Here is a 26,894-nt window from a genome sequence, read left to right as displayed (position 1 = left end):
CGACCCCTTTCTACATGTCAATTTCACAACAAAGCCCACCCGAAAATCATCGAGTGGGCGGTTTTAAGTTTACTTACATTTTAGCCCACGAGCACGGGCGTTGGGTTTAGGACTCCGCTGACGGAAATGCCGCAGTAGTCCGGTCAGAACCGGGGCAATTTGCTAGCACCCGGATCACGATTCGTTACCCCTACCTGTGCGTAATCCTTATTTTACCACGCGGCGCTGGAAGAACTTAACAATTTCCACAATCACGATCATCATCAGTGAAGCACTCAAGACGATGGCCCATTGGAAGCCGTCCAGGTGGGCGACGTGGAACATGCTATTCAAGCCCGGCACCAGGATGGTCATGGCCAGTAAGGCGAAGGCAATCACAATGGCCCAGTTGAAGAATTTGTTCTTAAACAGGCCGACCGTGAAGATGGAACCGTGAATCGATTTGGAGTTAAAGGCGTGGAACAACTGAATCAAGCCTAGGGTGGCAAACGCCATGGTCAAGGCATCGGCGTGAATCAGGCTGGTCGATGCGTGGACCGGATAAGTTAAGGCCAGCCAGTAAACGAACAGGGTGATTCCCCCTTCTAACAGGCCTTGGTAAAGAATCCCACCCAGGACTCCGCCGGAGAAGAAGTTGGACTTCCGCCCCCGTGGCGGCTGTTTCATGATGTTGCGTTCCATGGGTTCAACCCCCAGCGCGATGGCTGGCAGGGTGTCGGTCACCAGGTTGATCCAGAGAATGTGAACCGGCGCCAAAATTTGCCAGCCCAACATGGTCATCATGAACAGGGTCAAGACTTCACCTAGGTTCGCGGACAACAGGTACTGGATGGCCTTTTGAATGTTGGCAAAGACCTTCCGCCCCTCTTCCACGGCAACCACAATCGTCGAGAAGTTGTCGTCGGCCAGCACCATATCACTGGCACCCTTGGACACCTCGGTCCCGGTAATTCCCATCCCGATACCGATATCGGCGGCCTTCAGGGCGGGAGCATCGTTGACCCCATCCCCCGTCATCGCCACAACTTTCCCGCGTTTCTGCCAGGCGTTCACGATCCGCACCTTATGCTCAGGCGCAACTCGCGCATACACGGCGTAATCGCTAACTTTCTTCGCAAATGTCGCGTCGTCCATGGCATCGAGCTCGGCACCGGTAATCACCGCAGCCGTCTCGCCCTGATCGATGATGCCCAGCCGAACCGCAATCGCAGCGGCCGTATCCCGGTGATCACCCGTAATCATCATTGGCCGTATCCCAGCGGCCTTGGCATCTGCGACGGCTTGTGCCACTTCCGGCCGTTCGGGGTCAATCATCCCCACCATGCCGGCCAGAATCAAGTCATTTTCAACATTTTCACTGGTCAGGTCAGTCGGCACCTGATCCGTGATGCGGTAGGCAAACGCCAACACCCGGAGTGCTTGCGTTGCCAAATCATGGTTGGTTTCTAAGATGTGTTGCCGGTCAGCCTCGGTCAGCGGGGTGACGTTCCCGTCCTTGGCCAAACGCGTCACCCGCTTCAGCAATTCATCGGGCGCACCCTTCACGGCAATCAGAAAGTGGCCATCCGCCAGGGGATGAACCGTCGACATCAGCTTTCGTTCGGAATCAAACGGAATTTCCGCGACTCGCGGCATGGCAGCCAGGACGTCATCCACCGGATACTTACGGTCCATTTGATATTGCACCAACGCCGTTTCCGTGGGGTCACCGGCCAGGCCATCGGTCGTGATTTTCGTGTCGTTGCTGAGAATCATGACTTGTGCCAAGCGGTCTTCACGGTCAAAGTCGCGTGTGTGGGCATCGGCTAAGTGTAAATCCTCATACACCTTTTCAACCGTCATTTTATTTTGCGTCAGCGTCCCGGTCTTATCCGAGGCGATAATGTCGGTACTTCCCAAAGTTTCCACGGCGGGCAGCTTGCGGACAATGGCATGCCGCTTCGCCATCCGTTGGGTTCCCAATGCCAAGGTGATCGTCACGATGGCGGGTAAACCTTCTGGAATGGCCGCAACGGCTAACGAGATGGCCGTCAGTAGCATGTCAATCAGGCTTTCCGCCTGTCGCCACATTCCCATGGCGAAAACGATGGCCGCAATCACCAGAATCAAAATGGTCAACGACTTCCCGAGTTGCGTCAGATTGGCCTGCAGGGGCGTGGTCGTTTCGTCGGCGGCTTCAATCATGCCAGCGATCCGACCAACTTCCGTCTGCATCCCCGTCGCGACTACCACCCCGGTCGCCCGGCCATAGGTCACGTTAGAGTTCATAAACGCCATGTTGTGGCGGTCACCAATTGGCAAGTCTGCCCCGGATAAAATGGCATCCGCCTTTTCCACGGGGACCGATTCACCGGTTAACGCGGATTCCTCAACCTTTAGTGAGGCGACGTCCAGTAACCGGAGGTCGGCGGGGATGATGTCGCCGGCTTCCAGCAACACAATATCTCCCACGACCAGCTCGTCACTCTTAACGGTCATGACCTGGCCGTCCCGCCGGATTGTGGCGTTGGGCGCAGACATTTCCTTTAACGCGTTAATGGCTTCTTCAGCTTTAGCTTCTTGAAAGACCCCGAAGATGGCGTTTAACACGACCACAATCAAAATGATGACGGCATCGACGACTTCTCCAGTCAGCCCGGCAATCAACGCAGCGACCAGTAACACGATAATCATGAAATCCTTGAACTGAGCGATGAACTTTTGTAACAGCGACGTCGTCTTCTGCTGGTTCAAGACGTTGTGCCCGTTCGCTGCCAAACGTTCCTGCGCCGTCGCTGAACTGAGCCCCTGTTCACTGGTATTTAAATTTTGATACAACGTTGCGGCAGTTTCCTGATAAAACGGTACTTTGGCCATTAATGGGTTCCTCCTGAGGTGTGCTCGCAAGCCATCTTTTCCCGTTCCAAGGGGTAAAAAAAGAGACTTACGCGTGCACACAAAATAAATTTGTGAACACACATAAGTCTCACTATTTAAGACAATCCCGGATTGGCCACTAGTCGGTCGACGTTGCCAAAGAAATCTTGCTGACGGGTATTGTCGCAGAAACGTTCTGCTAGTTACTCCCTTATGGTTGCTTTAGGGATAGTATACCGGAATGTTTGCTCGCCGTCTACCCAAAAGGTACTAAAAAGTTAACAGCATTAGTGAAGATTCCTTGAATATTTTCTGACTAGCATGGACCTGCTAGACATTTCACGGTGACTGCCAAATTGCCTGGACTGGTCTCGTTAGCCGCAGGAGATGGTCGCCTATGCCGCTTATTCGTCTACAAATTAGGACTTACCATGGAGCGCACACATTCACTTGCATTTAGCCTCGACCTTTTTGACGCGGCATCGCGGAATCAGAAAAAGGGCTCCCCGAATGTTAACCATTCCGAGGGCCCCCAGTTAAACCGTCTGGGACAAAAACCCAGACTCGCATTGTATCTCCAAAGCTATATTGTCGAAACGTGCGCCAAAAGGCAGCCGGCTCCGCTTAAAACTGATAGCCAAATAATCCAAGCCCAGGATTATCCGGCTATCAGCCTTAATGCTCACCAGCTAACCGCCTTTTGTCTCACTCTCCGCTTACTTGCGCTTCTTCCGCTTCAATCGTTTCTTCTTATTCTTCTTCATCTGGCGGGTCATTCGGTTCATGGCCATCTTTTGCATCCGGCCACTGACACCACCGCCCATGCCGCCACCCATTCCTGAGTTGCCCATGAGTTGTTCCATGCCGGACATGTTTCCCTTCGACACTTGGTTCATCATTTTCTTCATTTGGTTGAACTGCTTGATCATGCGGTTCACTTCATGAATTGGCCGCCCAGCACCAGCAGCGATGCGTCGTCGCCGTGAAGGGTTCAAAACATCCGGGTTGGTCCGTTCCTGAGGCGTCATGGAGTATACGACGGCCTTCAGGTGATTCATATCCTTGGGATCCACCTGCGCGTTCTTCATCGCCGGATTGTTGGCCATCCCCGGAATCATTTTCATCAATTCATCCATCGGCCCCATCTTTTGAATCTGCTCGATCTGGTCGAGGAAGTCGTTGAAGTCAAACGAATTCTCCTGGATCTTTTCGGTCAACTCTTGAGCTTGCTTCTCGTCGTATTCCTTCTGGGTCTTTTCGATCAGGGAGAGCATGTCGCCCATGCCCAAAATCCGTGACGCCATTCGATCTGGATGGAAGACGTCCAAGTCGGTCATCTTTTCGCCTTGCCCAATGAACTTGATTGGCTTCCCAGTCACGGCGCGAATCGACAGTGCGGCCCCACCACGGGTATCGCCGTCTAACTTGGTTAAAACAACCCCGGTCACGTCGAGCTTGCCGTTAAATCCTTCGGCAGTGGCCACGGCATTTTGCCCAGTCATGGCATCGACCGTCAACAGGATTTCGTCCGGGTGGGCGAGGTCCTTGATGTTGGCCAATTCATCCATCAGCTGTTCATCGATTTGTAAACGACCAGCCGTATCAATGATGACGTAATCGTTGTGGTCCTTTTCCGCTTGGGCTAACCCTTGGCGAACAATTTCCACGGGATCCACATCGGTTCCCATTTCAAAGACGGGCACGTCAATGCCGGCAGCCACTTGAACCAATTGGTCAATGGCGGCTGGCCGGTAAACGTCTCCTGCAATCATTAAGGGGCGGGCATTTTCTTCATTTTTTAACTTCAACGCCAGTTTCCCGGCAGTGGTCGTCTTCCCGGCCCCTTGTAGCCCAACCATCATGATGATCGTTGGAATCTTATCGGACTTGTTCAGGGGAACGGCTTCTTCCCCCATGGTCTTGGTCAGCTCTTCATCAACGATCTTGACGATTTGTTGTGCCGGATTCAAGCCTTCGAGGACGTCAGCCCCCATTGCCCGGTCGCGAACCTTCTTCACAAAGTCCTTGACCACGGTAAAGTTAACGTCGGCCTCAAGCAAGGCCAGACGGATTTCCCGCATCGTTTCTCGGAGGTCACTTTCGGAGACTTTCCCCTTACCCCGGAGTTTTCGCATTGCGTTTTGTAATCGATCAGTTAATCCTTCAAACGCCATTCGTTTTGCCACCTAACTTTCATTGTTCTTCTAGATTTTCGAGTCCCGCCACTAGCCGGTTTAATTTGGCATCGTGCGGGTAATTGGTTGCCACGTACGACTGAATCTCGTCAGCCTGTTCGTTGCGCGCCGTGAATTCTTGGTAGAGATGCAACTTGGCCTCATAATCTTCGAGGATCTTTTCCGTCCGTCGCAGATTATCGTAAACCGCTTGCCGACTGACGTTAAACTCCTCGGCGATTTCGCCCAAAGAATAATCATCGCCATAGTATAGCTGCATATAATTGTTTTGCTTTGCGGTCAGCAGCGGCTGGTAGAACGCAAATAAGGAATTAATTCGGTAATTTTTTTCAATCTCCATGCTTGGTCCTCCAGTTCGTGTCACACTCTACCAGAATACCGATTTTTAGCGGTTTCGTCAATTTTTTTCGCTGATTCTGGGCGAAACGGTGTTTGTTGTCCGGCTTGCCGGTCATAAATTTTAAGTTAAGACGCTGCGGGCAGGACGGTACAAGCCCCCAAACGGTCTTGGGTCTCGCTTTGAAGTACACGAAACGCGGTTCAAAGTCACCATTCTTCAAACACCCCACTTGGAGCACTGATTGACAAAGGATCTCAAAGATTATAAATGAAAACGACCCTGCCGCAAGCATCGCGGTTGGGTCGTTTTTGGTCTAAGCTTTCTTATCCAATGCTTTCACGTCAATCAAGCCCTTAAACAGACCGTAGACGAATTCGTTTGGATCGAATGGTCGTAAATCAGAGATTTGTTCACCCAGCCCGATAAACTTCACGGGCACGTGGAGCTCATTGCGGATGGCCAACACAATCCCCCCACGAGCGGTTCCGTCTAGCTTTGTCAAGACGATGCCCGTCACGGCAGTTGATTCCTTAAACAGCTTGGCTTGGGTCAAGGCATTTTGCCCGGTCGTGGCATCCAGAACCAAGAGAACTTCGTGTGGTGCATCGGGGATTTCACGGGTAATGATCCGCTTCATCTTTTCCAATTCGTTCATCAAGTTGACCTTGTTCTGCAGCCGGCCAGCGGTGTCGACGAAGAGAATGTCATAGTCTTCATCCTTGGCCTTCTTGACGGCATCAAACACCACGGCTGCCGGATCGGATTGCGGTTTGCCCTTCACAATGTCCACGTCGGCCCGTTCAGCCCAAACGTTGAGTTGTTCGGTGGCACCGGCCCGGAACGTGTCAGCCGCTGCCAACAGAACTTTCTTACCTGCCTGGTGGTAGCGGTTGGCCATTTTCCCGATGGTCGTCGTCTTACCGACACCGTTGACCCCAACGAAGAGAATCACCGTTGGGCCCGTGGGTGCCATGTTGATGGCCGTGCTTTCGTTGTTGCCGGCCGCATCATAAATTTCAACCAGCTTTTCAACCACGACTTCTTGCACGTCCGACGACTTCTTGGCGTTCTGCAGCTTGACCTCGTCGCGCAACTCCTCACTGAGTTTCACGGCCATGTCAAAGCCGACGTCGGCGCCAATCAAGGTTTCTTCAAGATCATCAAAGAAACTTTCATCCACGTGCCGGAAGTTAGCCAGCAAAGCGTTCAAACGTTGGCCAAAGGTCGTCCGGGTCTTCTCTAACCCTTTGTCGTAGAGCTGCTCATCGGTCTGTGGTGCTGGTTCGGTGGTATCTGCCGCTGTTGTAGCAGCTGGCTCACTGGTGTCCTTCGTAACCTCTGCAGCTGGTGTCACGGATTCGGCACCGTCAGCCTGTTCTGGTGACGTTTCAACCGGCGTAGTTGCCTGTGAGGCTTCTGCTTCAACCGTAGTTGCTTCCGGTTCAGCCTCGGTCGAAGCCTGTGCTACTTCGCTCTCTGCAGCACTGGTGACCACCGACTCGGCGGCAGCAGAATCTGCTGGAACCGCTTCTTCAGGGGCCACTGATTCTGCTGGCACTGGTGTTACGGGTTCCGTCGACTCTGGCGCAGCTGAGTTATCCGTCACCGGCTCAGCCGTCGTTTCTGCGGCAGGGGTAACCTCCGCAGCCGAACTGGCGTCAGTTTCAACGCTATCATCCGCGGCACTGGTTGCCGTGCTCTCAGTAGCCTCACTGGCTACTGGCGCAGCAGACGCTACTGATTCTGGCGTCGTTGCCGCGCTAACCGGTGCAGCAGCTTCAGAGGACGCAACGGCCGCTTCGCTACTGGCCGGGGCCTCACTCTTTGGTTCTGGCTTGGCTCGCCGACGAAAAATATCAAATAATCCCATTAGGATTGCTTCCCTTCCTGAGTGGTTTCTTGGTCAAGGTCTACGGCGACCATTTTAGAGACGCCGGAGTCCTGCATCGTTACCCCGTAAAGGATGTCGGCTTGCACCATGGTTTCCTTACGGTGGGTGATAACGATAAATTGTGTCTGATCCTGGAACTGGTGAATGTAGCGGGCAAATCGGGTCACGTTGGCCGGATCGAGCGCTGCCTCCACCTCATCCAGAATACAAAATGGCACGGGTTGTACTTGTAAAATCGCAAATAATAGCGTAATTGCTGTCAGCGCACGTTCCCCACCGGAAAGCAGTCCCATGTTCTGGAACTTCTTGCCAGGTGGCTGGGCCATGATATCAACCCCAGTTGTCAGCAGATTATCCGGATCCGTCAAGACCAGTTCCGCCTTGCCACCGCCAAACATCTGCTTAAACGTCGCCGTAAACTTCTCAGCAATTTGATCGAAGCTGGCCTTAAACCGGCGTTTCACCTGGCCATCCAGTTCGGTCATGGTGGTGGTCAGCTGTTCCTTGGCCGTCACCAGATCGTCACGTTGCTGAGTCAAAAAGTCATAACGTTCCTTGACCTCTTTGTACTCATCAATGGCGTTTAGGTTGACGGAACCAATCTCATCCAGTCCCCGCTTCAAAAGTTTCAACTGAACGGCCAATTCATCAGCCGGTAAGTCACTGACGTCCTGTTCCGCCGCTGCCAAACTCAAATGGTACTTTTCAGACAACTGATTCTGTTGTTGGTCGATTAGGGCCGCTAACCGCGTTTGCTTCACCTGAGCGGCTTGCAAGTCATCGTTGGCCAGCTGGAGGAGCCCACTGGTCCGCTGGTTAGCAGTCTCGGCGGCTTCCAACTCATCGTTAACGGTGGTCAGCTCGTCGTTCGCCTGAGCCAACGCCCTCTCGATTGTCTCCCGGTCGTGTTTTGCCTGGGTCAATTGGGCCTTGGCATCGGCTGGCGTCAAGGTTTCTTGTTGCGTCAGATGTTCCAGATTCGTCGTCACCGTCGCAATTTGTTCTTGGGCCGCCGTAATGTCCGCCTGGAGCGCTTTAACGGCCTCCCGTTGCTGTTGATGGCGTTCTTTAGCGCCCGCCAACCATGTCTGCTTAGCGGTCAATGCCGCTTGCTTCTGTGATTGTTCAGCCGTGACCATGGAAATTTTCTTTTGCATGTTCGCAATGGTCTGTTCCGTGGCTGTGACCTGTTGTTCACCGGTGGTAATCTGGGCGGCCAACTGACTGCCCTGATCATCCGCATCACTGTCTTGAGCCTGTTGAATTTCCAACTCCGCCGCTTTGACCTGCCGATTGGCCTGTTCCAAAGTGGTCTGGGCACCAGCCAGTTGGTCGTCTAATTGCCGACACTTTGGCTGGAGCTCATTAATGGTGCTTTGCAGGTCTTGGCTTCGCTGTTCACTCGTCGTTAGTGCCGCGCGCTGGGCCTTGATTTTCGCTTCTTGTTCAGCCAGGGACTGCTGCATTTGTGAAATATTTTTCTGTAATTCTTGCAACTCCTGTTGTTGCCGCAGAACACTGCTGTGACTCTGCCGCGTTTGGCCCCCAGTAATCGCCCCACTGGCACTCACCACGTCGCCAGCTAGGCTGACCACGCGGTACCGGTGATGGATGCGTTGACTGATGGCAACAGCCGTATCCAGGTTGGCGGCAAAAATCGTCGTCCCCAGGAGGTAGGCCAGGATGTTCGCGGCTGATTCATCGATTGTGATCAGGTCGCTCCCGACACCCAGGAATCCCGTCATACTGTGCAGTAGCTGCAACGTACTGTGATCGATCTGCCGACCACGAACGGTGCTTAGGGGCAGAAAAGTGGCCCGGCCAGCCTTGTGCTCACGCAGGTAGCCAACCGCCGCTTTCGCCGTCGTTTCATCATCCACGACGACCTGTTGCAGTTGCCCACCCAAGGCGTATTCCACGGCACTGGTGTAGTGGTCTGGAACCTGTAAAAGCTCAGACACTGCGCCTAATAACCCGCGAAAATGTTCCCGTTGTTTTAGGATTGCCCGCACACCCTGATAGAAGCCGCCATACTCGGCCGACGAAGCCTGTTGATTGGCGACTTTGGTTTGTGCGCGTTGGTAGACTTCGAGTGCCGCCTGCCAGTTGTGTTGCAGGGTTTGGTACTGTTTCTGATGCTGTTGGTATTGCCCCGCCTCAGCATCCAAGGACTGCTCAGCAACGTTGAGCGCCGACTTCTGGGTGGTCGCTTGCGTGCTTAACGTACTAACGGCCACTTGGGCCGCTTTTGCGTGCTCTTGCAATTCGGTCAGCTGTTTGGCTACCCGTTGACCCTGTTGTTGTAGGCGTTCTTGATTCTGCTGGAGGTATTGACGCTGATTCCGCCAATTAGCCACATCTTGTTTCTGGTCAAAATAAGTCGTTCGGAAATTTTCCAAGTCTTTTCGGAGTCCCGCAATCACCTTGGGATCCGTGGCCTGGGTCAGTTCCTTCGCTTCTTGATTGGCCGTTTTCATGGCACCCGTCAACTCTTGAACCGACGCCTCAGCCTTGCTTAACGCGTCCTGATTGGTCGTCAATTCTTGTTTCAAGGTGGCCAGTTGCTCCGCTAAACGTTGCCGTTGCTCATTCTGATGCTTTTGTTGCTCACCAGAAAGGTTCACCCGGCCTTGGCTCTGCTCAACCAATTGCGTCGCCGCAACCAGTTTGGCCTGAAGATCATCCTTGGCGGCTAGCAACTTTGACTGTCGCTGTTTCAGCGTATTCACGGTCTCGGTCTGTGTCTTCTCCGCCGCTTGATGGGTGGTGACTTGGTCCTGTTTCTCGGTTACCAGGGCATCGGCACTCTGCTTCTGGGCAGATTCCGTATGGAGTTGGCGTACCAACTGGGTGCGGTCCAGCAGCGCAAATTTCTGCTGCTGATCCAAATAGTCTTGCGCCAAGTTACTCTGCTCTTCCAGCGGCTGTACGCGGCCTTCAAGCTCGGCAATGATGTCCTCCACCCGGTGTAAATACGTCATCGTGTCGTCCAGTTCACGCTGGGCCTTTTCCTTGTGCTTCCGGTATTTATAAACGCCAGCAACCTCTTCAATGATGTTGCGGCGATCCTCCGGCTTGCTGTTGAAAATGGCCTCAACGCGCCCTTGAGAGATGATGGAGAAGGAGTCTTGTCCCATCCCCGAGTCCATCAAGAGTTCCGTGATGTCCTTCAACCGACAGCTCTGCCCGTTCAGTTGGTAATCCGAATCGCCAGACCGATAGAGGATCCGACTGATGGTGAGCTCCGTGTAATCACTTTTTAAATAATGGTCGCTGTTGTCCAACGTAATGGACACGGCCGCCCGATTCAACGGGTGCCGGTCAGCTGAGCCCGCAAAAATAACGTCGGGCATCTTACTTCCCCGTAAACTTTTAGCAGATTGCTCCCCCAAGACCCACCGGACGGCTTCAGAAATGTTACTCTTACCGCTCCCATTAGGGCCGACGATGCCAGTCATTCCCGGCAAAAAGTCAATTCGGGTTTTATCCGCAAAGGATTTGAACCCACTAATCTCTAATGTCTTTAACCGCATCGTTAGTCATCCTTACTCTACTTTCAGATTCTCCAGCGCATGACGCGCCGCATTTTGTTCCGCATGCTTCTTCGAGTGGCCGTTGCCCTCGCCCAGTAACTTATCGTTGACGTAAACGGCGACTTTGAAGGCCCGATCATTATCCGGTCCCTCTTCATCCAGTAGCCGGTAGTCAATATTCACCGGTCCATTTTGCTGAACCAGTTCTTGAAGCTCCGTCTTGTGATCGAAGAACTCGTCAAAGCGCCCCTCGTCTAGCTTAGGGAAGACCACCGTAGTAACGAACGGCACAACCTTATCCAAACCTTGGTCCATATACAGTGCCCCGATAAAGGACTCAAAAATGTCACACAACAGGGAGTCCCGTTGCCGTGCCTGCGCCTTTTCCTCACCCTTACCCAAACGAATGTACTGGTCAAAGTGACATTCACGGGCAAAACTAGCAAAACTTTGTTCATTGACCATCGCTGCCCGCAGCCGGGTTAACCGCCCTTGCGGCATCTTGGGGTAACGCCGGAAAATGTAGTTCGAGACAACCAACTGCATCACCGCGTCACCTAAAAATTCAATCCGTTCGTAAAATTTCAATCCCTGGTTGGGATGTTCGTTGACGTACGAGGCCTGGGTAAATGCTTCGTCCAGTAACGATTGATCTTTAAAATGAATATCAAAATTATCAGCCAATTCTTGATTTAATCCTGCAATCACGCGCTAATTCCCTCATTTCTTAAATTATCTAGGCTACCAGTCTAAATAGTCACGCCAGTCACTTGATGGGGGCAAAACCGTGGTCGTGCTTCCGGCACACTGAACCTCATCAGGCCATCACAATAATGTACTCACAATAACTATTATACCTGAAACGAGCCCTTTTCACTGAAAATCAAGCAAAATTTTCTGTTAGATTGAAAAAGCCCGGGACGACTTAACCCGCGGCCCGGACTCGCTCAATTTACTTATCTTGTTGACTCTGGTGGGCGTCGATATAGTCGACCACTTCACCAATCGTGTTTAGCTTTTCAGCATCTTCATCCGAAATCTCAGCGCCAAACGTATCTTCCAGTTCCAAGACAAACTCCACAAAATCAATGGAGTCAGCGTCTAGGTCCTGCTTGAAGTTTAGTTGTTCGTTGATGGCATCCCGGTCGGTTTCAAATCGGTCGGCGATAATGTCGGCAATTTTGTCATAAATTTCTGCTTTTGTCATTAATAATCCCTCGCTCACAGTATTCAAATAGTAGTCTAACCGTTTTGCCGGTCCTTGTCTAGCCAATTCCCTATTATAAGCAGCTACTTCAGAGAATCCTTCAGTGCACTCATTTCTTCAGCGTGTTCGGCAAAGTACGTGACTAACTGATCCGCACTCTTGCTGGCTAATAACTCGTGGATTTGGCCAATCGTATTCTTAACGGTTGGTGCCTTAGTTGAGCCGTGGGTCTTAACGACGGGCGCCTTCAACCCCAGGAGAACCGCCCCCCCGTATTGGGAGTAATCCATGGCACTCTGGACGTTACGAAAGACCGGGCGCAACATGCTAGCGCCAATCTTACCGCCTAAGCCGCCGCCCATGATCTCACCCTTGATGAGCTTCAGCATGGACAGGGCCGTGCCTTCGATAGCTTTTAACGTCGCGTTACCCGTGAAGCCATCGGTCACCACAACGTCGGCCGCACCGTTTAATAATTCACGAGATTCCACGTTGCCGACGAAATTAATTTCGTCCATGGCAGACAGGGCTTCGTGAATCGCCCGGTGATTCTTGTCACCCTTGTCAGCTTCGGTCCCGTTATTTAGCAGACCGACGCGGGGCTTTTCAACGTGCATCACGGATTGGGCGTAGTACTGGCCCATGATGGCGTACTGGACCACGTTAAATGGTTTGGTATCGGCATTGGCCCCCACATCCAGCATCACAAAGCTGGATTGGTCCGGCTTCTGCAAAACGGGCAGCGTCGTGGTTAACCCGGGACGGTCGATACCCTTGATCCGACCCACGATGAGTAGGCCAGCGGCCAGGACGGCACCGGTGTTCCCAGCGGAGAAGAAAGCATCGGCCTCCCCCTCGCGGACGGCTGTAGCGGCCAACACGATGCTGGAATTCTTTTTCCGGCGCACAGCGCGAACGGGTTCGTCTTCCATTGCAATCACTTCTGGTGCGGGCACCAGGGTGATGCGCGTGGTGTCTTGGAGGAGTGGTTGCACCTTTTCTTCCTGGCCATACAACAAGAATTCAATGTCCGGATAAGCGTCCCGAGCGAGTTCAATGCCCTTGACGATTTCAGCGGGTGCATAGTCACCACCCATTGCATCTACAGCAATTTTCATGAGTAATCTCCTCGTTCAATCAAATTTAGTCTCCGTTAATCCATGGTGGTATTCTGGTGCGCAGTAGTGCTCAGGAAGGCCGCCAACGCTAAGTTAGTATCCTTATCCGCCCAGTTTGGCGAAGCCACCGTTTCTTTAGCCGCTTGTTGTGCAGCACTCAAAATATTGAGGTCAGCGACCGGGTCACCCACTTTGAAGTCGGGAACCCCGGACTGCTTTCTTCCCAGAATATCACCCGGGCCCCGCAATTCCAAGTCTTTTTGTGACAACACGAAGCCGTCATTCGTACTGGTCATCGTGGTCATGCGTTCCACGGCCAATTGATTTTTCGGATCGGCAATCAAAATGCACGCCGAAGCCCGCGTCCCCCGGCCGACTCGGCCCCGCAATTGATGCAGTTGGGCGAGACCAAAGTGGTCGGCATCGTAGATCAACATGAGGGTGGCATTGGGGACGTCGACCCCCACCTCAATCACGGTCGTCGCCACCAGCACTTGAAATTCGTTGGCCTTAAAGGCGGCCATGATGGCGTTCTTTTCTTCATCCTTCATGCGACCATGCAGGAGACCGACCTTGTACTTCGGTTCAAATTGCTCCTTGAACCGGGCGTAAATGGCCTCGGCATTTTTCATATCGACGGCCTCAGACTCTTCAATCAACGGCGTCACCACGTAGGCCTGAGAGCCCGTGCTGAGCTCGGCCATCACCTGGCGCAACGTGGCGTCCACTTGATTACTGCGAATCCAACTGGTCTTAATCGGTTGCCGGCCCGCTGGTAGCTCGTTGATCACCGAAACATCCATTTCACCGTAAGCTGTAATCGCCAGCGTGCGGGGAATCGGGGTGGCCGTCATAGCTAACACGTCGGGCTGTTGGCCCTTTTCTCGTAACGCTTGACGTTGATTGACCCCGAACCGGTGTTGCTCATCAATCACGGCTAATCCGAGATGGTGATAGGCCACTTCCGGCTGAATCAGGGCATGGGTTCCGATTAACAGGTCAACACCGCCGCTCTTGATTTGGGGCAACAGTGTCTTCCGTGCGGCCGGCTTGGTGGCACCGGTCAGTAATGCGACGTTGACCGGGAAGTCCGCAAACAGTTTGGCAAAATTATTGGCGTGTTGCTCAGCCAAGATTTCGGTCGGCGCCATCAACGCGGCCTGTGCTCCGGCGGTAATCGTCGCATACATGGCGATGGCGGCCACCACCGTTTTCCCACTCCCGACATCCCCTTGGAGGAGCCGATTCATGTGAATGGGCCGTTTTAAATCAAAACAAATTTCGTTGACCACTTTTTTCTGTGCGTGGGTCAACTCGTAAGGTAGCGAATCAATAAAGGCCTTCAACTTAGCCAAATCGTAATGAAAGGCCTGGCCGTGCAACGTGTGGTCCTGTTGCCGAACAATCTGTAAGCGTAATTCAAATAAATAAAATTCCTCGAACTTGGCCGTGCGGCGGGCAGCCTGTGCGGCGTTCGCGTCGGCCGGGAAATGCATGTCATGGAGCATTTCTTTCCGGTGCAATAGCCGGTATTGTTCACGTAGAGGTTCCGGAATCAAGTCCACAATCACCGGCTCGTAAATCTCAAACGCCGCCTCGACCAATTTCTGAATCGTTGCCTGGCGAATTTCCTTGTTGGCCGGATAGATGGAGCCCATGCCACTGTCGGCACTAGCCAAGATCTTCATACCCGCCAGGCTCTGCCGCTTGGCATCAAACCGGCCGTAAACCACAATCTCGTTGCCAACTTCCAACTTATCCTTCAACCAAGGCTGGTTGAAGAAGGTGACCGGAATCACGGTGTGTTCATCCAATAACAAGCGAAAATTTAACCGATTCTTTTTCCGCCCAAAACGGGTCAGAACGGGCGCACCAGCAACAGTCCCCTTCAACGTGACCTTGGCCTGATCCGTCAGTTCTTCAGGATCTTTCGCCTGCAAATCTTCGTAACGGAAGGGAAAGTAGGTCAATAGATCATTAATATTTTCAATCTCTAATCCTTTGAGTGCCTGAACCCGCTTGGGACCAACGCCCGCTAGCGCAGCCACACTGTCGCTTAAACTTGTCATTTATTTCCCTCCCGTCGCTAGAGATAGCGAAAAAAAGACTGGACGGTTAGCCCAATCTTTTTTCGTTTGCCAGTTATTCAACCGAAATCAAGAATGGGTAAACCGGTTGGTCCCCTTCATGAACTTCTGTTTCTAAATCATCGTCCAGCGCTTCGATCTGTTGTTGCAAGTCATCGGCAACTTCAGCCGTCGTGTCGGCGCCATAAATAATCGTAATAATTTCACTATCATCATCGAGCATTGCTTTCACGGTGTCTACGGCCGTCTCTAGCAAATCGGCATCGGTCACTTTGATGGTCCCGTCGACGATGCCCATGAAGTTCCCTTCCTTGATGTCAAAACCATCAAGTTGGGTATCGCGAATGGCGTGGGTCACTTGACCACTCTTCACGGCGCTCAAATTATCTTCCATGGCCTCTTGGTTTTCGTCCAATTCAGCATCTGGATTGTACCCGAGCATGGCCGTCATGCCTTGTGAAACGGTCTTTGAATGCACGATTACTGCCGGAATATCAGCAACCTTAGCGGCTTGCTCAGCGGCTAAGAAAATATTCTTGTTGTTCGGCAAGACGATTGCTCGCTTCGCTTGGCTCTGATTGATGGCGTCCACGATGTCCTGGGTGCTTGGATTCATGGTCTGACCACCATTCACCACGTGGGTGACGCCGAGGCTCTTAAAGAGCGTTCCGAGGCCTTCACCTGCAGCAATCGCAATGATTGCCGTATCAGCAGGTTCTTCCTCGGTGGCAACGGGTGCCACGCCGGCCTCTTCGTCGTGTTCCATGATGGTTTCTTGTTGCATCCGCATGTTATCAACCTTGACCTTGGCTAAATCACCAAATTCTTGGCCCCAGGCGATAACCTTGCCTGGATGTTCCGTGTGGACGTGAACTTTCACGATTTCTTCATCGTTAACTACCAACAGGGAATCCCCTAAATCGGCCAGGTACTTGTAGAAGGTATCGTAATCAAAGTCGTGGTCAACTTGTTTCCCGCGACCGATTCGCACCATAATTTCGGTACAGTAACCGTACTTAATGCTGTCAGGATCCAACTTACCTTGCACACTCTGGTGATGGGCGGCGTCGATCATTTCGTCCATTTCGGCATCGTCTGGCTTGTAGTCGCCCTCTTCGGCAACGCGGCCATTCAATGAGTCGTTAAAGGCTTCCAACACAAAGGTCAGCCCTTGACCACCAGAATCCACAACCCCCACCTGCTTCAAAACAGGCAAAAGGTCTGGCGTCGTAGCCAAAGCATCCTTGGCGGCCTCAAAAATAGCGTCCATGACAGCTAAAACGTCATCGGACTCCTTAGCCGTGTTTAAGCCGGCCTGAGCGCCTTCGCGGACAACGGTGAGGATAGTTCCTTCCGTCGGCTTCATAACGGCCTTATAGGCGGTTTCTGCGCCGGCTGCGAAGCCATCCGCTAAATCTTGGGCTGTCAGCGTTTCGTTATCCGCAATTTTCTTGGAAAAGCCCCGGAAAATTTGTGACAGGATTACGCCGGAGTTGCCCCGTGCGCCCATCAATAAGCCCTTAGCTAAAGCCGTGGCTAAGGTGCCGACCGCCGTGCTGTCAGCATCGCGTTCGTACTTGGCCCCACTTTGCAGTGACAGGCTCATGTTAGTCCCCGTATCCCCATCAGGAACCGGGAAGACATTTAATGAATTAATAAAATCAGCGTTTTGGTTTAGCTTTTGCGAGGCGGCTTGGACCATCTTACCAAACTCAAGATTAGTAATTTCTGTTACTTTCAACTAAGTTTCCTCCTTGATTTCAGTACGATTGGCTAATCAGCCAACACCCGCACCCCTTGTACAATCACGTTCACTGAGTTTGCGGTAACCCCCAGCATTGTTTCTAGGTTATATTTAACTTTAGATTGGACGCTGCGTGAGACTTCGGAAATCTTGGTTCCGTAGCTGGCAATCACGTAAACGTCAATGGCAACGCCGTTCTCTTCTTGGCGAACGACGACTCCGCGGGCATAATTCTCCCGCCGTAAGATATCGTTAACGTTGTCACGAATCTGATTCTTACTTGCCATGCCCACGACACCATAGTTATCAGTCGCGGCACCCCCAACAACGGTCGCAATCACTTCATTGGTAATATCAATTGTTCCGTACTGCGTTTTAATCTTTACGGCCATGGAAATAGCCTCCTTGTCTGGATATAGAATCTTTAACAGAAATTAATCTTACCACAACCAACGCAAAAATAGAAATAGGAACTCCGAAATGCGTGTCCTTACGGTAAATAAGTGTCAAGTAAATTTCCTTGAAAGAAAACATTGCTTTCCACAAAATTGTATGGTAAATTATTCAGGTGAGTAAAAAGCACTGCTTTTTAAAAGTAATGAATCCATAAAGGAGGGTTTACGCCATGGCAAAAGATTTTATCAACGGCAAGCGGACACGCTTCGGTAACAAGCGTTCCCACGCCTTGAACTCCAGTCGTCGCTCTTGGAAGCCGAACTTACAAAAGGTTCGCATCTTAGTGGACGGTAAGCCGAAGAAGGTCTGGATTTCTACCCGGACTCTGAAATCAGGTAAGGTCACTCGCGTCTAGTTTTAGACACGGTAATCTTGAAAGCACGGATCAGCATTCGCTGGTTGGTGCTTTTTTATTTTCCTAAATTTTTTCGTATCTAGCCACTTACTGGTTAACTGCAAGGACAATCTCTTCTATAAGAATAGTTTACCAGACAATTGGCAACTTTACCGGATTTAAGATTTTACGCCCCTTACACACCCATTCAACGACGAGGAGGTCATTCCCCTATGCTCAACCCACAAATTGCGACCAGCACAGACTATCCCCACCTAGTAGCGCTCTGGGACCGTTCCGTCAGGGCCACCCATCATTTCCTAACCGCCACCGACCACGCCGCCATCGAGCAGGCGCTCCCCGGCTATTTTGCGCAGGTAAAGCTCCTGAAGTGGCAAGTAGGCGATACCCTTGTTGGCTTCTCCGGCACGGCAGATAACGACTTGGTGATGCTATTTCTGGACCCCACTTATTTTCGCTGCGGATACGGTCATGACATTGTGCAACAGTTGCTAACCACAGATCACATTCAAGCAGTCACGGTCAACGCTCAGAATCCCGGTGCACTAGCCTTTTACCGGCATGAGGGATTTGAAATCGTCTCACGGTCGGCCACTGACAGTGACGGCCGCCCCTATCCCATAATTAATTTGAGATACAGTTGAACGCCCCAGCTAACCAGAGATATAAGCCACAAGATTAATTAAAAATTGCCACCTGCGGCTGCCAGAGATTCCGTCTGCTGTGGGGAACGCCTGCGGTCTGAGGAACGGTCCTCCGGCTCGGTTTGAAGCCTGACAAAAACCGTCAGTCTCCAAACTCGTCCCACGCTGTAAGCTGAGAAATCTCAGCTAACACCGTCGACACAGCTGCCTCCATCTCTGTCCTCCTCCGGTTAAAGTTGGTACTTCAACATGATATTGATCTGACAATCGCTGGACTGGCGACATTTGTCCAGAATAATTGGTCATCGTCTATGTAGGCGTGAGTGAGCCAAATTTAGGCTCAGCCGTGGGATTTTCCATGTCGTCTTCTTGGAAAATGGCGACTTTGAAACGCGGGGTGGGCGGTTCAAAGCGAGCTCCAAGACCGCTCTTTGGCTTGGGCCGTCCTCCCCACAGCGTTCCGACCTAAATTTGGCGAACGGTAAGCCGGCAGCTTTAAACAACGTTGCCAGACTGCCAGTTTTTTAGCACAAAATAGGCCTACCCCAGCAAGCTTGCAGGGTTAGGCCTATTGGTATATTTATGAGTTAGTGCACGGAACGCTACTCATGCCGCGCCTCGTACGTGTCACAGCTTTGAATCACACAGAGCACGCCCGTGTCGAACTGAAACTCGCCCGTGTCGCCAACAAATTCGTTGCTAGCAAAGGAAATCGGGTACGGAATTGGTTCGTCATGGAGCGTATATTTCTCATCAATCAAACTCAGATGATCGATGGGCGTCAGTGGTACGAAGGCCAGATAATTCTTGTCCGGTTCCTTCTTCAGCGTGTAGTGCCCTGGTAAATAGTACGTAATCGTATTTTGCTTGTCAATCAAGCGAATACGACTGGCATACCGTTTGTACTGTGGCTCCAACACGATAAAGAGGTTCGCCAAAAAGTGGTCTAACCGACCACCCGTGGCACCATAAATGTCCACCTGATCAGCACCGTAGTCACTAAAGGCCACGGAAACCGCCATCTGGGTATCTGTAAAATCTTTTTCGGGTTGTGATTGGCGAATGTCTTTCACATTGCGCCGAACCCGTTGCAATTCCGGGGCTGCCAAGGAATCGAAATCCCCAATGGCGGCCACTGGTTGCACGTTGTGTTCGATCAACCGTAAAGTCCCCCGATCAACGCCAATCCAGGGGCCAACAATTGTCTCAGTGAGGTCCGCCGGCCAATTAGCCTTGGGTCCCCCCACCAATAAATTAAACGTTCCGCCCCGGGGCATTATTTAGTTGCGTCCTTCAGGGCTTGAATTTGGGCAACTGGGTCAGCGGCATTAAAGACGTATGAACCAGCTACAGCAACCGTTGCACCGGCGTTGGCGCATTCAATAACGGTTTCATTGTTGACACCACCATCGACTTCGATATCAAAGTCGTAGCCCTTGGCCTTCTTGATGGCATCCAGTTCAGCAATCTTGGCGACCGTGCTGTGTAAGAACTTCTGACCACCAAAACCAGGGTTGACCGTCATGACCAGCACTTGGCCAACCATGTCTAAGACGGGTTCGATCATGGCAACGGGAGTCCCGGGGTTGATGACAACTTCTGGGGTCACACCGGCGTTTTGAATCATTTGTAAGGCCCGGTGAATGTGTGGCGTTGCTTCAACGTGCACACCGATGATGTCAGCACCAGCCTTGGCAAAGTCTTCGACGTAACGTTCTGGGTTTTGAACCATCATGTGCACGTCCAAAACCATCTTGGTAATTGGCCGAATTGCTTTAACCCAACCGGGACCGTAAGACAATGCCGGAACAAAGTTGCCGTCCATGATGTCGATGTGTAAGACTTCAGCGCCGGCCTTGTCGACCATTTCGATATCGGGTTGTAAGTTCACGTAATCTGCACTTAAAATTGATGGGGCTACTTTAATCATAAAATCTCTTCCTCATTTCTTCTTGTTATAAATTGGTTTTTGATTCTTTAACAACGTTAGTAATTGAAGATAATTGTCGTACCGACTCTGCATGAAGTCGCCGTTAGCTAAGCCATCCTTGACAGCACAGCCCGGCTCATTGACGTGCACACAACCCCGGAACCGACAATTCTGGGCTACATTCAAGAATTCAGGGAAGTAGTGGCACAGGTCGCGATAATCAATCGTCAAGGTTTCGTAGGATGAAAACCCGGGCGTATCAGCGACTAACCCGCCAGCAATCGGCATCAGACTAACCTTTCGCGTGGTATGTTTTCCCCGATTGAGCGCCGTTGAAATCTCACCGGTGGCTAAGGCCAGGTCGGGTGAAATATGATTTAACAGGGTGGATTTACCCGCCCCCGTCTGGCCCATAATCACCGTTTCTTTGCCGGCAAGCTCTTGTTTCAACTGATCAAGTCCAATTTCCGCAAACGGCTCACGGGTCAAGCAGACCGAATAACCAATCTGCCGGTAGCCAGCGGCCAGTTTTTCAAATTCCCGATAACGCGCATCGTCAATTAAATCGGTCTTCGTGAAATAAATCACGGGAGTAATATCACTAACTTCCAGCGCGATTAATTGGCGGTCCAGTAGGCCGGTCGAAAACTCAGGGGACGCCACAGCGGTGACCACGACACCCTGATCCACGTTGGCAACGGGTGGCCGCGTCAATTCATTGTCCCGCGGCAAAATTTCCAGCACGTAGCCCTCTTTGGGCGATGTACTTTCAAAGGTCACCCGGTCGCCCACTAAAGGCGTAATCTTGCGTTTACGAAAATTCCCCCGCGCACGCGTTCGGTACGTTTTACCGTCACTGTAGATATCATAAAAGCCACTGAGCGACTGGCGAATCTGTCCTTCTGACATGCAGCACCTCCTTTAAACTCTTTCTTTCCAGTTTACACTAATTTGGCGTTGGGCACTAGTTTTAGGGCAGATTGTGTTAAGTCAATTTTAGGTGGCGTCCCACCGGCTTACCGTTCGCCAAACTTAGGCTGAAACACTGTGGATAGGCCACCGGCAGCCTGAGAAACGGTCTGCCAGCTCGCTTTGAACCACCCAGGCCACGTTTCAAAGTCGCCATCTCTATGAAAACCACTTAGAAAATCCCACGGCTGAGCCTAAATTTGGCAAACTCACGCGTACATAGACGCCACTCAATTATTCTAGCAATCATCGGATTAAAATGACGCCTTGTTAAGGGACCAGCACACCTTACGAAACGTCTTTGACTTTCATCCCCATCGAAAAAAAAGGCCTCACAACCAGCTTCCACGGCCGGCTCTGAGGTCTCTTCCATAATACGGTTCATAAAAACTTAGTCCTTGGTAACGTGACTATCCGAAGCAATCACGTGGCCATCACGGACCACCTTATACGCACCGGCCTTACCGGACGCCACTGTAAACGGTAACGTCACGTTGGTGTCGGCAGTAATTGTCATTTGTTTATAGATGCTACTCAGTGAGTGGTCCTGATCCTTCAAATAAATCTGAACCAGATTCGACGACGCCGAGCTACTACTGCTACTGCTGCTATCCGCATCGTCAGAACTGCTCTCGCTATCACTACTGCCATCGTCAAATGGAATCTTGACGTTCACACTAAACTGATCCACGCTCGAGCTGCTTTCACTCTCTGTTCCACGAGACAGGGTCAGTGTGACCTCGTCTCCCTCTTGCACAATGGCACCTTCACCTGGCGACTGCTTAATGACCCGACCCTTAGACACATCACTAGAATAAGCATAGTCATACGCCAAATTTAGGTTGTGATCAGTCGCATATCTTTGGGCCTGGGCCTTCGTCTTGTTCGTCAGATCCGCCAACGTCACGGTTGCCGAACCCGTCGACACGGTAAACGTAATGTCCGTCCGGGACGGCACCACGTTCTTCCCAGCAAGCACGCTCTGTTGCATGATTTTACCCGCTGGCACGCTGGTTGAGTGGACCGATTCACGATGAACGGTAAACCCGAGGGCCTCCAACTTGGCGGCAGTGCTCGCGTAAGCATCACCCTGATAATTCGCCAACTTGTAGCGTTTAGGTCCAGTACTGATCCAAAGATCAACAACAGTATTACGTTTCAACTGCGTACCAGAACGCGGCTCCGTCCGCACGGCGCGATGAACCTTTACTTTAGAGCTGGACGTCTTGTGAACCTCACCCACGGTTAAATAGGCATCCGTTAAACGTGATTTTGCCACGGCCTCCGTACGACCCGCAACGCTCGGCACGCTGGTCATGTGCGGCCGGAAAAGTGCCATGCCAATCAGGATACCGGCTACTAACAACAACACAACTAATCCGGCCAAAAGAAATTTTCGACGCCGCGGGTGCCGCGTTTTCTTGCGGCCCTTTTTACCAGTCGCCTTGGTCTTGATGGCCGTGTCCGCTGCGGTTTCTGGTGCCGAATCCGACTGGGTAGCTGCCTCAGCCGAAACGGGTGCCGCGGAACTCAACGCACTCAGAGGCAATACCTTGGTCTCGCCGTTGTCATCCTGTTCGGGCGTGAATTTAACCTCACCCGCCCGTTTCGGTGACAGCGACGTTTTTAAATCATCCGCCATACTAGCAGCGCTTTCGTAGCGGTCTTCGGGCCGTTTAGACGTTGCCTGAAGCACCACATTTTCCAGCGCTTGCGGGATTCGCGGATCAATCTCTCTCACCGACGGAATCTCAGACTGGAAGTGCTTTAGCGCAATGGAAACCGCCGTTTCACCTTCAAAGGGCACCGTTCCCGTGAGCAATTCATAGAGAATGATCCCCAACGAATAGATGTCGGACTTCTTGGTTGCCATGCCCCCCCGCGCCTGTTCTGGCGACAGATAGTGCACAGATCCCAGCACCGTATTGGTTTGTGTCAAACTGTGCTCCGAGAGAGCGACTGCAATCCCAAAGTCAGTAATTTTTGCAACGCGATTCTGGTCAATTAGAATATTTTGGGGCTTCAGATCCCGGTGAATGATGTTGTGCTCGTGGGCCGTCTCGACCGCACTGAGGATCTGCTCCATGATTTGAATAACTTCTTGATAGGCAATTGGAAAATGATCTTTGATGTACGCCTTCAGGTCGGTCCCTTCGACGTACTCCATGACCAGATACTGCATGCCATTTTCCTCGCCCACGTCATAGACTTGGACGATGTTGGGATTGACCAGTTCCGTTGCCGCTAACGCTTCCCGTTGAAAACGCCGGATGGTACTGGGATCATCCCGCAAGTCAAGCCGCAACAGTTTCACTGACACATCCCGGTCGAGAATCAAATCATGTGCTAAATAAACGTTGGCCATGCCACCTTCGCCCAACGCGCGGACGATGCGGTACCGACCGCTAAGCGTATAACCTGTCCGCATTAGTCCGCCACCTCCCGTGACCCATTTGCGAGGAGTAACACCGTAATGTTGTCCAGGCCACCAGCTGCGTTGGCCATGTCAATCAGTTGGTCACATTTTTCCTTCGGCGTCTGTTCACTGGTCAGAACGGTTTGAATCTGTTGGTCATCGACCATGTTCGTCAAGCCATCCGTACACATCAGCAACTGATCGCCCAAGACCAACGGGTACGTGTTCAGGTCAAACCGCGCATCGTCAGAAATACCGAGTGACCGGATGATCACGTTCTTCTGGGGATGATGCCGGGCTGCCTGCCGACTGATTTCGCCACGCTTAACCAACTCGTTGACCAATGAATGGTCTTCGGTCAATTGACGCAACTCACCGTCACGCATTAAATAGGCCCGCGAGTCCCCAATATTGGCAATGATCACTTCTTCAGTAAAGTAGAGTGCCGCCACCAAAGTGGTGCCCATCCCGTTTAAATCAGCAAATTGATTCGACTTGTCAATGATGGATTGATTTTCCGCGGTAATTTCTGTGGCAATCCATTTTTGTGCCGCCTCGGGGGTGGCAAGCGTTGTCTGTTCAAACTCATGGCCCAGGTGCGAAACGGCCATTGCACTGGCAACGTCGCCTCCCTGGTGGCCGCCGATGCCGTCAGCAATAATAGCCAGATGTTTCCCGGCCTGATTCGTGAAGACGTCTACATAGTCTTCATTATCATTGCGTTGTTTTCCAATTGACGTGCGGTATGCCACTTCCATGACCAGTCACCTCTACTTTTTCTTCCGAAAGGCGCTGACGAAGAAGCCGTCTGAGTCGAAATCGTCCGGATAGATGTTCAAGGTATCCGTGGTCCGCTCGCCCTTCACGTTTAATTTTGTCTCTACCCGCATGGACTCGAATTCGGGATGAGCAGCTAAGAATTTTGCCGCAACGTCCGCATTTTCCGTGTCCAAAATGGTGCAGGTACTGTAGACCAAAATCCCATTTGGCTTTAACTTTTGACTGACGACGTCCAAAATTCCCAGTTGAACCTTTTGCAGTTGTTGGATATCTTGTGGTGTCTTTTCGTAACGAATTTCTGGTTTCCGGCGAATAAGTCCCAGACCAGAACAGGGCGCATCGACCAAGACCCGGTCAAATTGCTTGTTGGGGAACCGGTCGTCAATGTTCCGGGCGTCCAACGCCACAGCGTCTACCCGGTCAGCAACGTGCATCCGAGCCGCATTTTTCTCGATCAATGCGACTTTCTTAGGATGTAAATCCAAGGCCGTGACCTTCCCGCCAGAGTGGGCGTCTAGGAGCGCCGCAATCTGCGTGGTCTTCCCACCAGGCGCCGCACAAGCATCCAACACCTGATCGCCAGGCCGGACTTCTAAGGCTTCCACGGGCAACATGGCACTCTCATCTTGGATCGTCAACTCGCCAGTTTCAAAGACGTTGCTCTGATTAGCGGCCTTGTCATCCAAACGAAAGGCATCCGCAGCGACCACGCTGGGCGTGACCGTGTAACCTTGGGCGACGAGGGATTGTTCAACCTCTTCCGTCGTCGCGATGGCCTTGTTCACCCGTACGGATTGCGCAGCTGGCTGGTTGATGGTCTCTAAAATGCTGACGGCCTTGTCGTCGCCAACTTGTTTTTGAATCGCCGTTACCAACCATTCGGGTACGGAATACTGCAGGCTCAACCGTTGTGTCGGGTCTTCAATTTTACTGATATCGGGCAAACCTTGCCGATCGATGGCGTGCAAAACACCCGTGACGAAGCGCCGAATGCCTTCGTGGCCCCGGTCCTTAGCCAATTGAATAGCTTCGTTAAAGATGGCCCGCTTCGGTACCCGGTCCAAATATAATTCCTGATATAACGCAACCAACAGGGTCATTTTGACCCAAGGCAAGACCTTTTGGTTCGGCTTGATAAAGCCTTCCAAGTAGTATTCCAACGTTAATTGATGTTGGATGGTCCCATAAACCAAGTTGGTCACAAACCGGCGATCAACGTCGCTGAGGTTGTTATTTTCTAAAGTTTGTTCCAGTTGTAAATTTGAGTAGGCCCCATTAGATACGCGGGTTAAGGCTTCAACCGCTAAAGCTCGGGGAGTATTATTTTTTGTCATTATTCAGCCACCTGTTCGCCAATTGTCAGTGCGTCGCTAGTCCCGTTCAAGAAGTCCGTAATACTTAATTTGGGCTTCCCGGCCGGTTGAATCTCGTTTAGGGCCAAGACCCCGTGTTCACCCGTGGCAATCGCCAAGTGGTGCTTGTCATGACTCACCAAAGAACCTGGCTTCAAGTCAGTCGTCTCGTCAAGCACCGTGACCTGCCAGAGCTTGGTCCGTACGCCGTTTAAATAAATGTGGGCAATGGGTGCTGGGCGTAAGGCCCGGACCTTGCAATCAATTAGATGGGCACTCAAGCTCAAATCAATCCGTTCCTCATCCGATTTAATCGTGGGCGAGAAGCTCACTTGGTCTTCGTCTTGTGGAACCGGCGTAATCTCACCGGCCAACAGCTTGGGCAACGTGTCTAACAAAAGATCTCGACCCAAAATACTCAGCTTATCAAACATACTGCCGACATCGTCTTGATCCGTAATCGGCATAGCTTGTTGCGCAAGCACGGCTCCGGCATCCATCTTCTTTTCCATGAACATGATGGAGACCCCTGTTTCCTTATCACCATTCATGATGGCATAATGAACCGGCGCCCCACCCCGATATTTAGGAAGTAAGGACGCGTGAACGTTGACCGCCGCAACCTTGGCTGCCTTGAGCAGTTTGGTTGGTAAAAATTGGCCAAATGCCGCCGTCACAATCAGATCAGGCGCCAACTCAATGGCCCGGGCCATTTCATCGCTCCCGGAAATCTTTTGTGGTTGGAGGACTTCGATCCCATTTTCAACGGCCACCTGCTTGACTGGTGAAGCCGTCAACACGTGCTTGCGACCTACGCGCCGGTCGGGTTGGGTCACGACGGCTAAGACGTCATAGCCAGTCTTAATTAAACTACTGAGGATGGGCGCCGAGAATTGCGGCGTGCCCATGAAAATTACTGAAGTCATGCAATGCACCATACTTTCTATTTTTAACATCAATTAAACTTAGGCTTGGAAAAGAGACTTTCACGAATACTTCTGTTCTCAGTATAACAGGGATA

General features: G+C 51.8%; 20 protein-coding genes. 2 read left to right on the top strand and 18 right to left on the bottom strand.

Annotated features, from left to right (window positions below; genetic code table 11):
* Positions 1 to 207: 207 nt before the first annotated feature.
* From EKM99_RS08825 to EKM99_RS08775, 11 genes are all read right to left on the bottom strand, one after another.
* Positions 208 to 2,856, bottom strand: coding sequence for a cation-translocating P-type ATPase (locus EKM99_RS08825; RefSeq protein ID WP_125582923.1), 2,649 nt, complete (start codon positions 2,854 to 2,856; stop codon positions 208 to 210).
* A 716-nt stretch (positions 2,857 to 3,572) separates the two neighbouring features.
* Entirely contained in the window at positions 3,573 to 5,030 is a 1,458-nt protein-coding gene (ffh, locus tag EKM99_RS08820; protein WP_125582921.1) for a signal recognition particle protein, read from the bottom strand.
* A gap of 19 nt (positions 5,031 to 5,049) precedes the next feature.
* Positions 5,050 to 5,391, bottom strand: a complete 342-nt coding sequence (locus EKM99_RS08815; protein WP_125582919.1) for a putative DNA-binding protein — start codon at positions 5,389 to 5,391, stop codon at positions 5,050 to 5,052.
* Positions 5,392 to 5,704: 313 nt separating this feature from the next.
* A complete protein-coding gene (ftsY, locus tag EKM99_RS08810) occupies positions 5,705 to 7,261 on the bottom strand; it encodes a signal recognition particle-docking protein FtsY (protein ID WP_125582917.1) in 1,557 nt (518 codons plus the stop codon).
* Positions 7,261 to 10,815: a chromosome segregation protein SMC gene (smc, locus tag EKM99_RS08805; RefSeq protein ID WP_125582915.1), complete on the bottom strand. Its 3,555-nt coding sequence runs from the start codon at positions 10,813 to 10,815 to the stop codon at positions 7,261 to 7,263. The genes ftsY and smc overlap by 1 nt, the downstream gene beginning before the upstream one ends.
* Positions 10,816 to 10,827: 12 nt before the next feature.
* On the bottom strand, positions 10,828 to 11,523 hold the full coding sequence (gene rnc / locus EKM99_RS08800) for a ribonuclease III (RefSeq protein ID WP_125582913.1): 696 nt from the start codon (positions 11,521 to 11,523) through the stop codon (positions 10,828 to 10,830).
* Between the two features lie 244 nt (positions 11,524 to 11,767).
* Positions 11,768 to 12,022 carry an acyl carrier protein gene (gene acpP / locus EKM99_RS08795; protein ID WP_125582911.1) on the bottom strand — a complete coding sequence of 85 codons (255 nt, stop codon included), beginning with the start codon at positions 12,020 to 12,022 and terminating at the stop codon, positions 11,768 to 11,770.
* An 83-nt stretch (positions 12,023 to 12,105) separates the two neighbouring features.
* Positions 12,106 to 13,140, bottom strand: a complete 1,035-nt coding sequence (gene plsX, locus EKM99_RS08790; RefSeq protein ID WP_125582909.1) for a phosphate acyltransferase PlsX — start codon at positions 13,138 to 13,140, stop codon at positions 12,106 to 12,108.
* Between the two features lie 35 nt (positions 13,141 to 13,175).
* A complete protein-coding gene (gene recG / locus EKM99_RS08785) occupies positions 13,176 to 15,209 on the bottom strand; it encodes an ATP-dependent DNA helicase RecG (RefSeq protein ID WP_125582907.1) in 2,034 nt (677 codons plus the stop codon).
* A 73-nt stretch (positions 15,210 to 15,282) separates the two neighbouring features.
* Positions 15,283 to 16,968 carry a DAK2 domain-containing protein gene (locus EKM99_RS08780; protein WP_125582905.1) on the bottom strand — a complete coding sequence of 562 codons (1,686 nt, stop codon included), beginning with the start codon at positions 16,966 to 16,968 and terminating at the stop codon, positions 15,283 to 15,285.
* A 32-nt stretch (positions 16,969 to 17,000) separates the two neighbouring features.
* Complete coding sequence (locus tag EKM99_RS08775; protein WP_061776403.1) at positions 17,001 to 17,363, bottom strand: Asp23/Gls24 family envelope stress response protein; 363 nt, start codon at positions 17,361 to 17,363, stop codon at positions 17,001 to 17,003.
* A 233-nt stretch (positions 17,364 to 17,596) separates the two neighbouring features.
* Here EKM99_RS08775 and rpmB point away from each other — a divergent pair, with 233 nt between their 5' ends.
* Both rpmB and EKM99_RS08765 read left to right on the top strand, forming a co-directional pair.
* A complete protein-coding gene (gene rpmB / locus EKM99_RS08770; RefSeq protein WP_125582903.1) occupies positions 17,597 to 17,782 on the top strand; it encodes a 50S ribosomal protein L28 in 186 nt (61 codons plus the stop codon).
* 212 nt (positions 17,783 to 17,994) lie between these two features.
* A complete protein-coding gene (locus EKM99_RS08765) occupies positions 17,995 to 18,426 on the top strand; it encodes a GNAT family N-acetyltransferase (protein WP_125582901.1) in 432 nt (143 codons plus the stop codon).
* A 602-nt stretch (positions 18,427 to 19,028) separates the two neighbouring features.
* On the opposite strand, the gene EKM99_RS08760 is transcribed toward EKM99_RS08765, so the two are convergent.
* The 7 genes from EKM99_RS08760 to fmt form a co-directional block, all read right to left on the bottom strand.
* Positions 19,029 to 19,703 (bottom strand): thiamine diphosphokinase, encoded by a 675-nt coding sequence (locus EKM99_RS08760; RefSeq protein ID WP_125582899.1) that lies wholly within the window; start codon positions 19,701 to 19,703, stop codon positions 19,029 to 19,031.
* A complete protein-coding gene (rpe, locus tag EKM99_RS08755) occupies positions 19,703 to 20,356 on the bottom strand; it encodes a ribulose-phosphate 3-epimerase (protein WP_125582897.1) in 654 nt (217 codons plus the stop codon). Before rpe ends, EKM99_RS08760 begins: the two co-directional genes overlap by 1 nt.
* A 12-nt stretch (positions 20,357 to 20,368) precedes the next feature.
* The gene (gene rsgA, locus EKM99_RS08750; protein ID WP_125582895.1) at positions 20,369 to 21,265 is read right to left on the bottom strand and encodes a ribosome small subunit-dependent GTPase A; all 897 of its coding nucleotides are present in this window, start codon (positions 21,263 to 21,265) and stop codon (positions 20,369 to 20,371) included.
* A 451-nt stretch (positions 21,266 to 21,716) separates the two neighbouring features.
* A complete protein-coding gene (pknB, locus tag EKM99_RS08745) occupies positions 21,717 to 23,753 on the bottom strand; it encodes a Stk1 family PASTA domain-containing Ser/Thr kinase (protein WP_125582894.1) in 2,037 nt (678 codons plus the stop codon).
* Entirely contained in the window at positions 23,753 to 24,499 is a 747-nt protein-coding gene (locus tag EKM99_RS08740) for a Stp1/IreP family PP2C-type Ser/Thr phosphatase (protein WP_125582892.1), read from the bottom strand. Before EKM99_RS08740 ends, pknB begins: the two co-directional genes overlap by 1 nt.
* Positions 24,500 to 24,511: 12 nt before the next feature.
* Positions 24,512 to 25,855 carry a 16S rRNA (cytosine(967)-C(5))-methyltransferase RsmB gene (rsmB, locus tag EKM99_RS08735; RefSeq protein WP_125582890.1) on the bottom strand — a complete coding sequence of 448 codons (1,344 nt, stop codon included), beginning with the start codon at positions 25,853 to 25,855 and terminating at the stop codon, positions 24,512 to 24,514.
* Positions 25,855 to 26,799 carry a methionyl-tRNA formyltransferase gene (fmt, locus tag EKM99_RS08730; protein WP_125582888.1) on the bottom strand — a complete coding sequence of 315 codons (945 nt, stop codon included), beginning with the start codon at positions 26,797 to 26,799 and terminating at the stop codon, positions 25,855 to 25,857. The genes rsmB and fmt overlap by 1 nt, the downstream gene beginning before the upstream one ends.
* Between the last annotated feature and the right edge of the window lie 95 nt (positions 26,800 to 26,894).

Source organism: Levilactobacillus cerevisiae (genome assembly GCF_003946245.1).
GTDB classification, from domain to species: domain Bacteria; phylum Bacillota; class Bacilli; order Lactobacillales; family Lactobacillaceae; genus Levilactobacillus; species Levilactobacillus cerevisiae.
This window is presented reverse-complemented; position numbering and strand designations above follow the sequence as displayed.

What these genes read in the sequence shown, in the direction of transcription:
- fmt (WP_125582888.1), bottom strand. Translation starts at nt 26,799, where the DNA reads ATGACTTCAGTAATTTTCATGGGCACGCCGCAATTCTCGGCGCCCATC.
- EKM99_RS08775 (WP_061776403.1), bottom strand. Translation starts at nt 17,363, where the DNA reads ATGGCCGTAAAGATTAAAACGCAGTACGGAACAATTGATATTACCAAT.
- smc (WP_125582915.1), bottom strand. Translation starts at nt 10,815, where the DNA reads ATGCGGTTAAAGACATTAGAGATTAGTGGGTTCAAATCCTTTGCGGAT.
- acpP (WP_125582911.1), bottom strand. Translation starts at nt 12,022, where the DNA reads ATGACAAAAGCAGAAATTTATGACAAAATTGCCGACATTATCGCCGAC.
- ftsY (WP_125582917.1), bottom strand. Translation starts at nt 7,261, where the DNA reads ATGGGATTATTTGATATTTTTCGTCGGCGAGCCAAGCCAGAACCAAAG.
- EKM99_RS08740 (WP_125582892.1), bottom strand. Translation starts at nt 24,499, where the DNA reads ATGGAAGTGGCATACCGCACGTCAATTGGAAAACAACGCAATGATAAT.
- plsX (WP_125582909.1), bottom strand. Translation starts at nt 13,140, where the DNA reads ATGAAAATTGCTGTAGATGCAATGGGTGGTGACTATGCACCCGCTGAA.
- EKM99_RS08760 (WP_125582899.1), bottom strand. Translation starts at nt 19,703, where the DNA reads ATGCCCCGGGGCGGAACGTTTAATTTATTGGTGGGGGGACCCAAGGCT.
- rsgA (WP_125582895.1), bottom strand. Translation starts at nt 21,265, where the DNA reads ATGTCAGAAGGACAGATTCGCCAGTCGCTCAGTGGCTTTTATGATATC.
- EKM99_RS08815 (WP_125582919.1), bottom strand. Translation starts at nt 5,391, where the DNA reads ATGGAGATTGAAAAAAATTACCGAATTAATTCCTTATTTGCGTTCTAC.
- EKM99_RS08765 (WP_125582901.1), top strand. Translation starts at nt 17,995, where the DNA reads ATGCTCAACCCACAAATTGCGACCAGCACAGACTATCCCCACCTAGTA.
- recG (WP_125582907.1), bottom strand. Translation starts at nt 15,209, where the DNA reads ATGACAAGTTTAAGCGACAGTGTGGCTGCGCTAGCGGGCGTTGGTCCC.
- rsmB (WP_125582890.1), bottom strand. Translation starts at nt 25,855, where the DNA reads ATGACAAAAAATAATACTCCCCGAGCTTTAGCGGTTGAAGCCTTAACC.
- rpmB (WP_125582903.1), top strand. Translation starts at nt 17,597, where the DNA reads ATGGCAAAAGATTTTATCAACGGCAAGCGGACACGCTTCGGTAACAAG.
- EKM99_RS08825 (WP_125582923.1), bottom strand. Translation starts at nt 2,856, where the DNA reads ATGGCCAAAGTACCGTTTTATCAGGAAACTGCCGCAACGTTGTATCAA.
- rpe (WP_125582897.1), bottom strand. Translation starts at nt 20,356, where the DNA reads ATGATTAAAGTAGCCCCATCAATTTTAAGTGCAGATTACGTGAACTTA.
- ffh (WP_125582921.1), bottom strand. Translation starts at nt 5,030, where the DNA reads ATGGCGTTTGAAGGATTAACTGATCGATTACAAAACGCAATGCGAAAA.
- pknB (WP_125582894.1), bottom strand. Translation starts at nt 23,753, where the DNA reads ATGCGGACAGGTTATACGCTTAGCGGTCGGTACCGCATCGTCCGCGCG.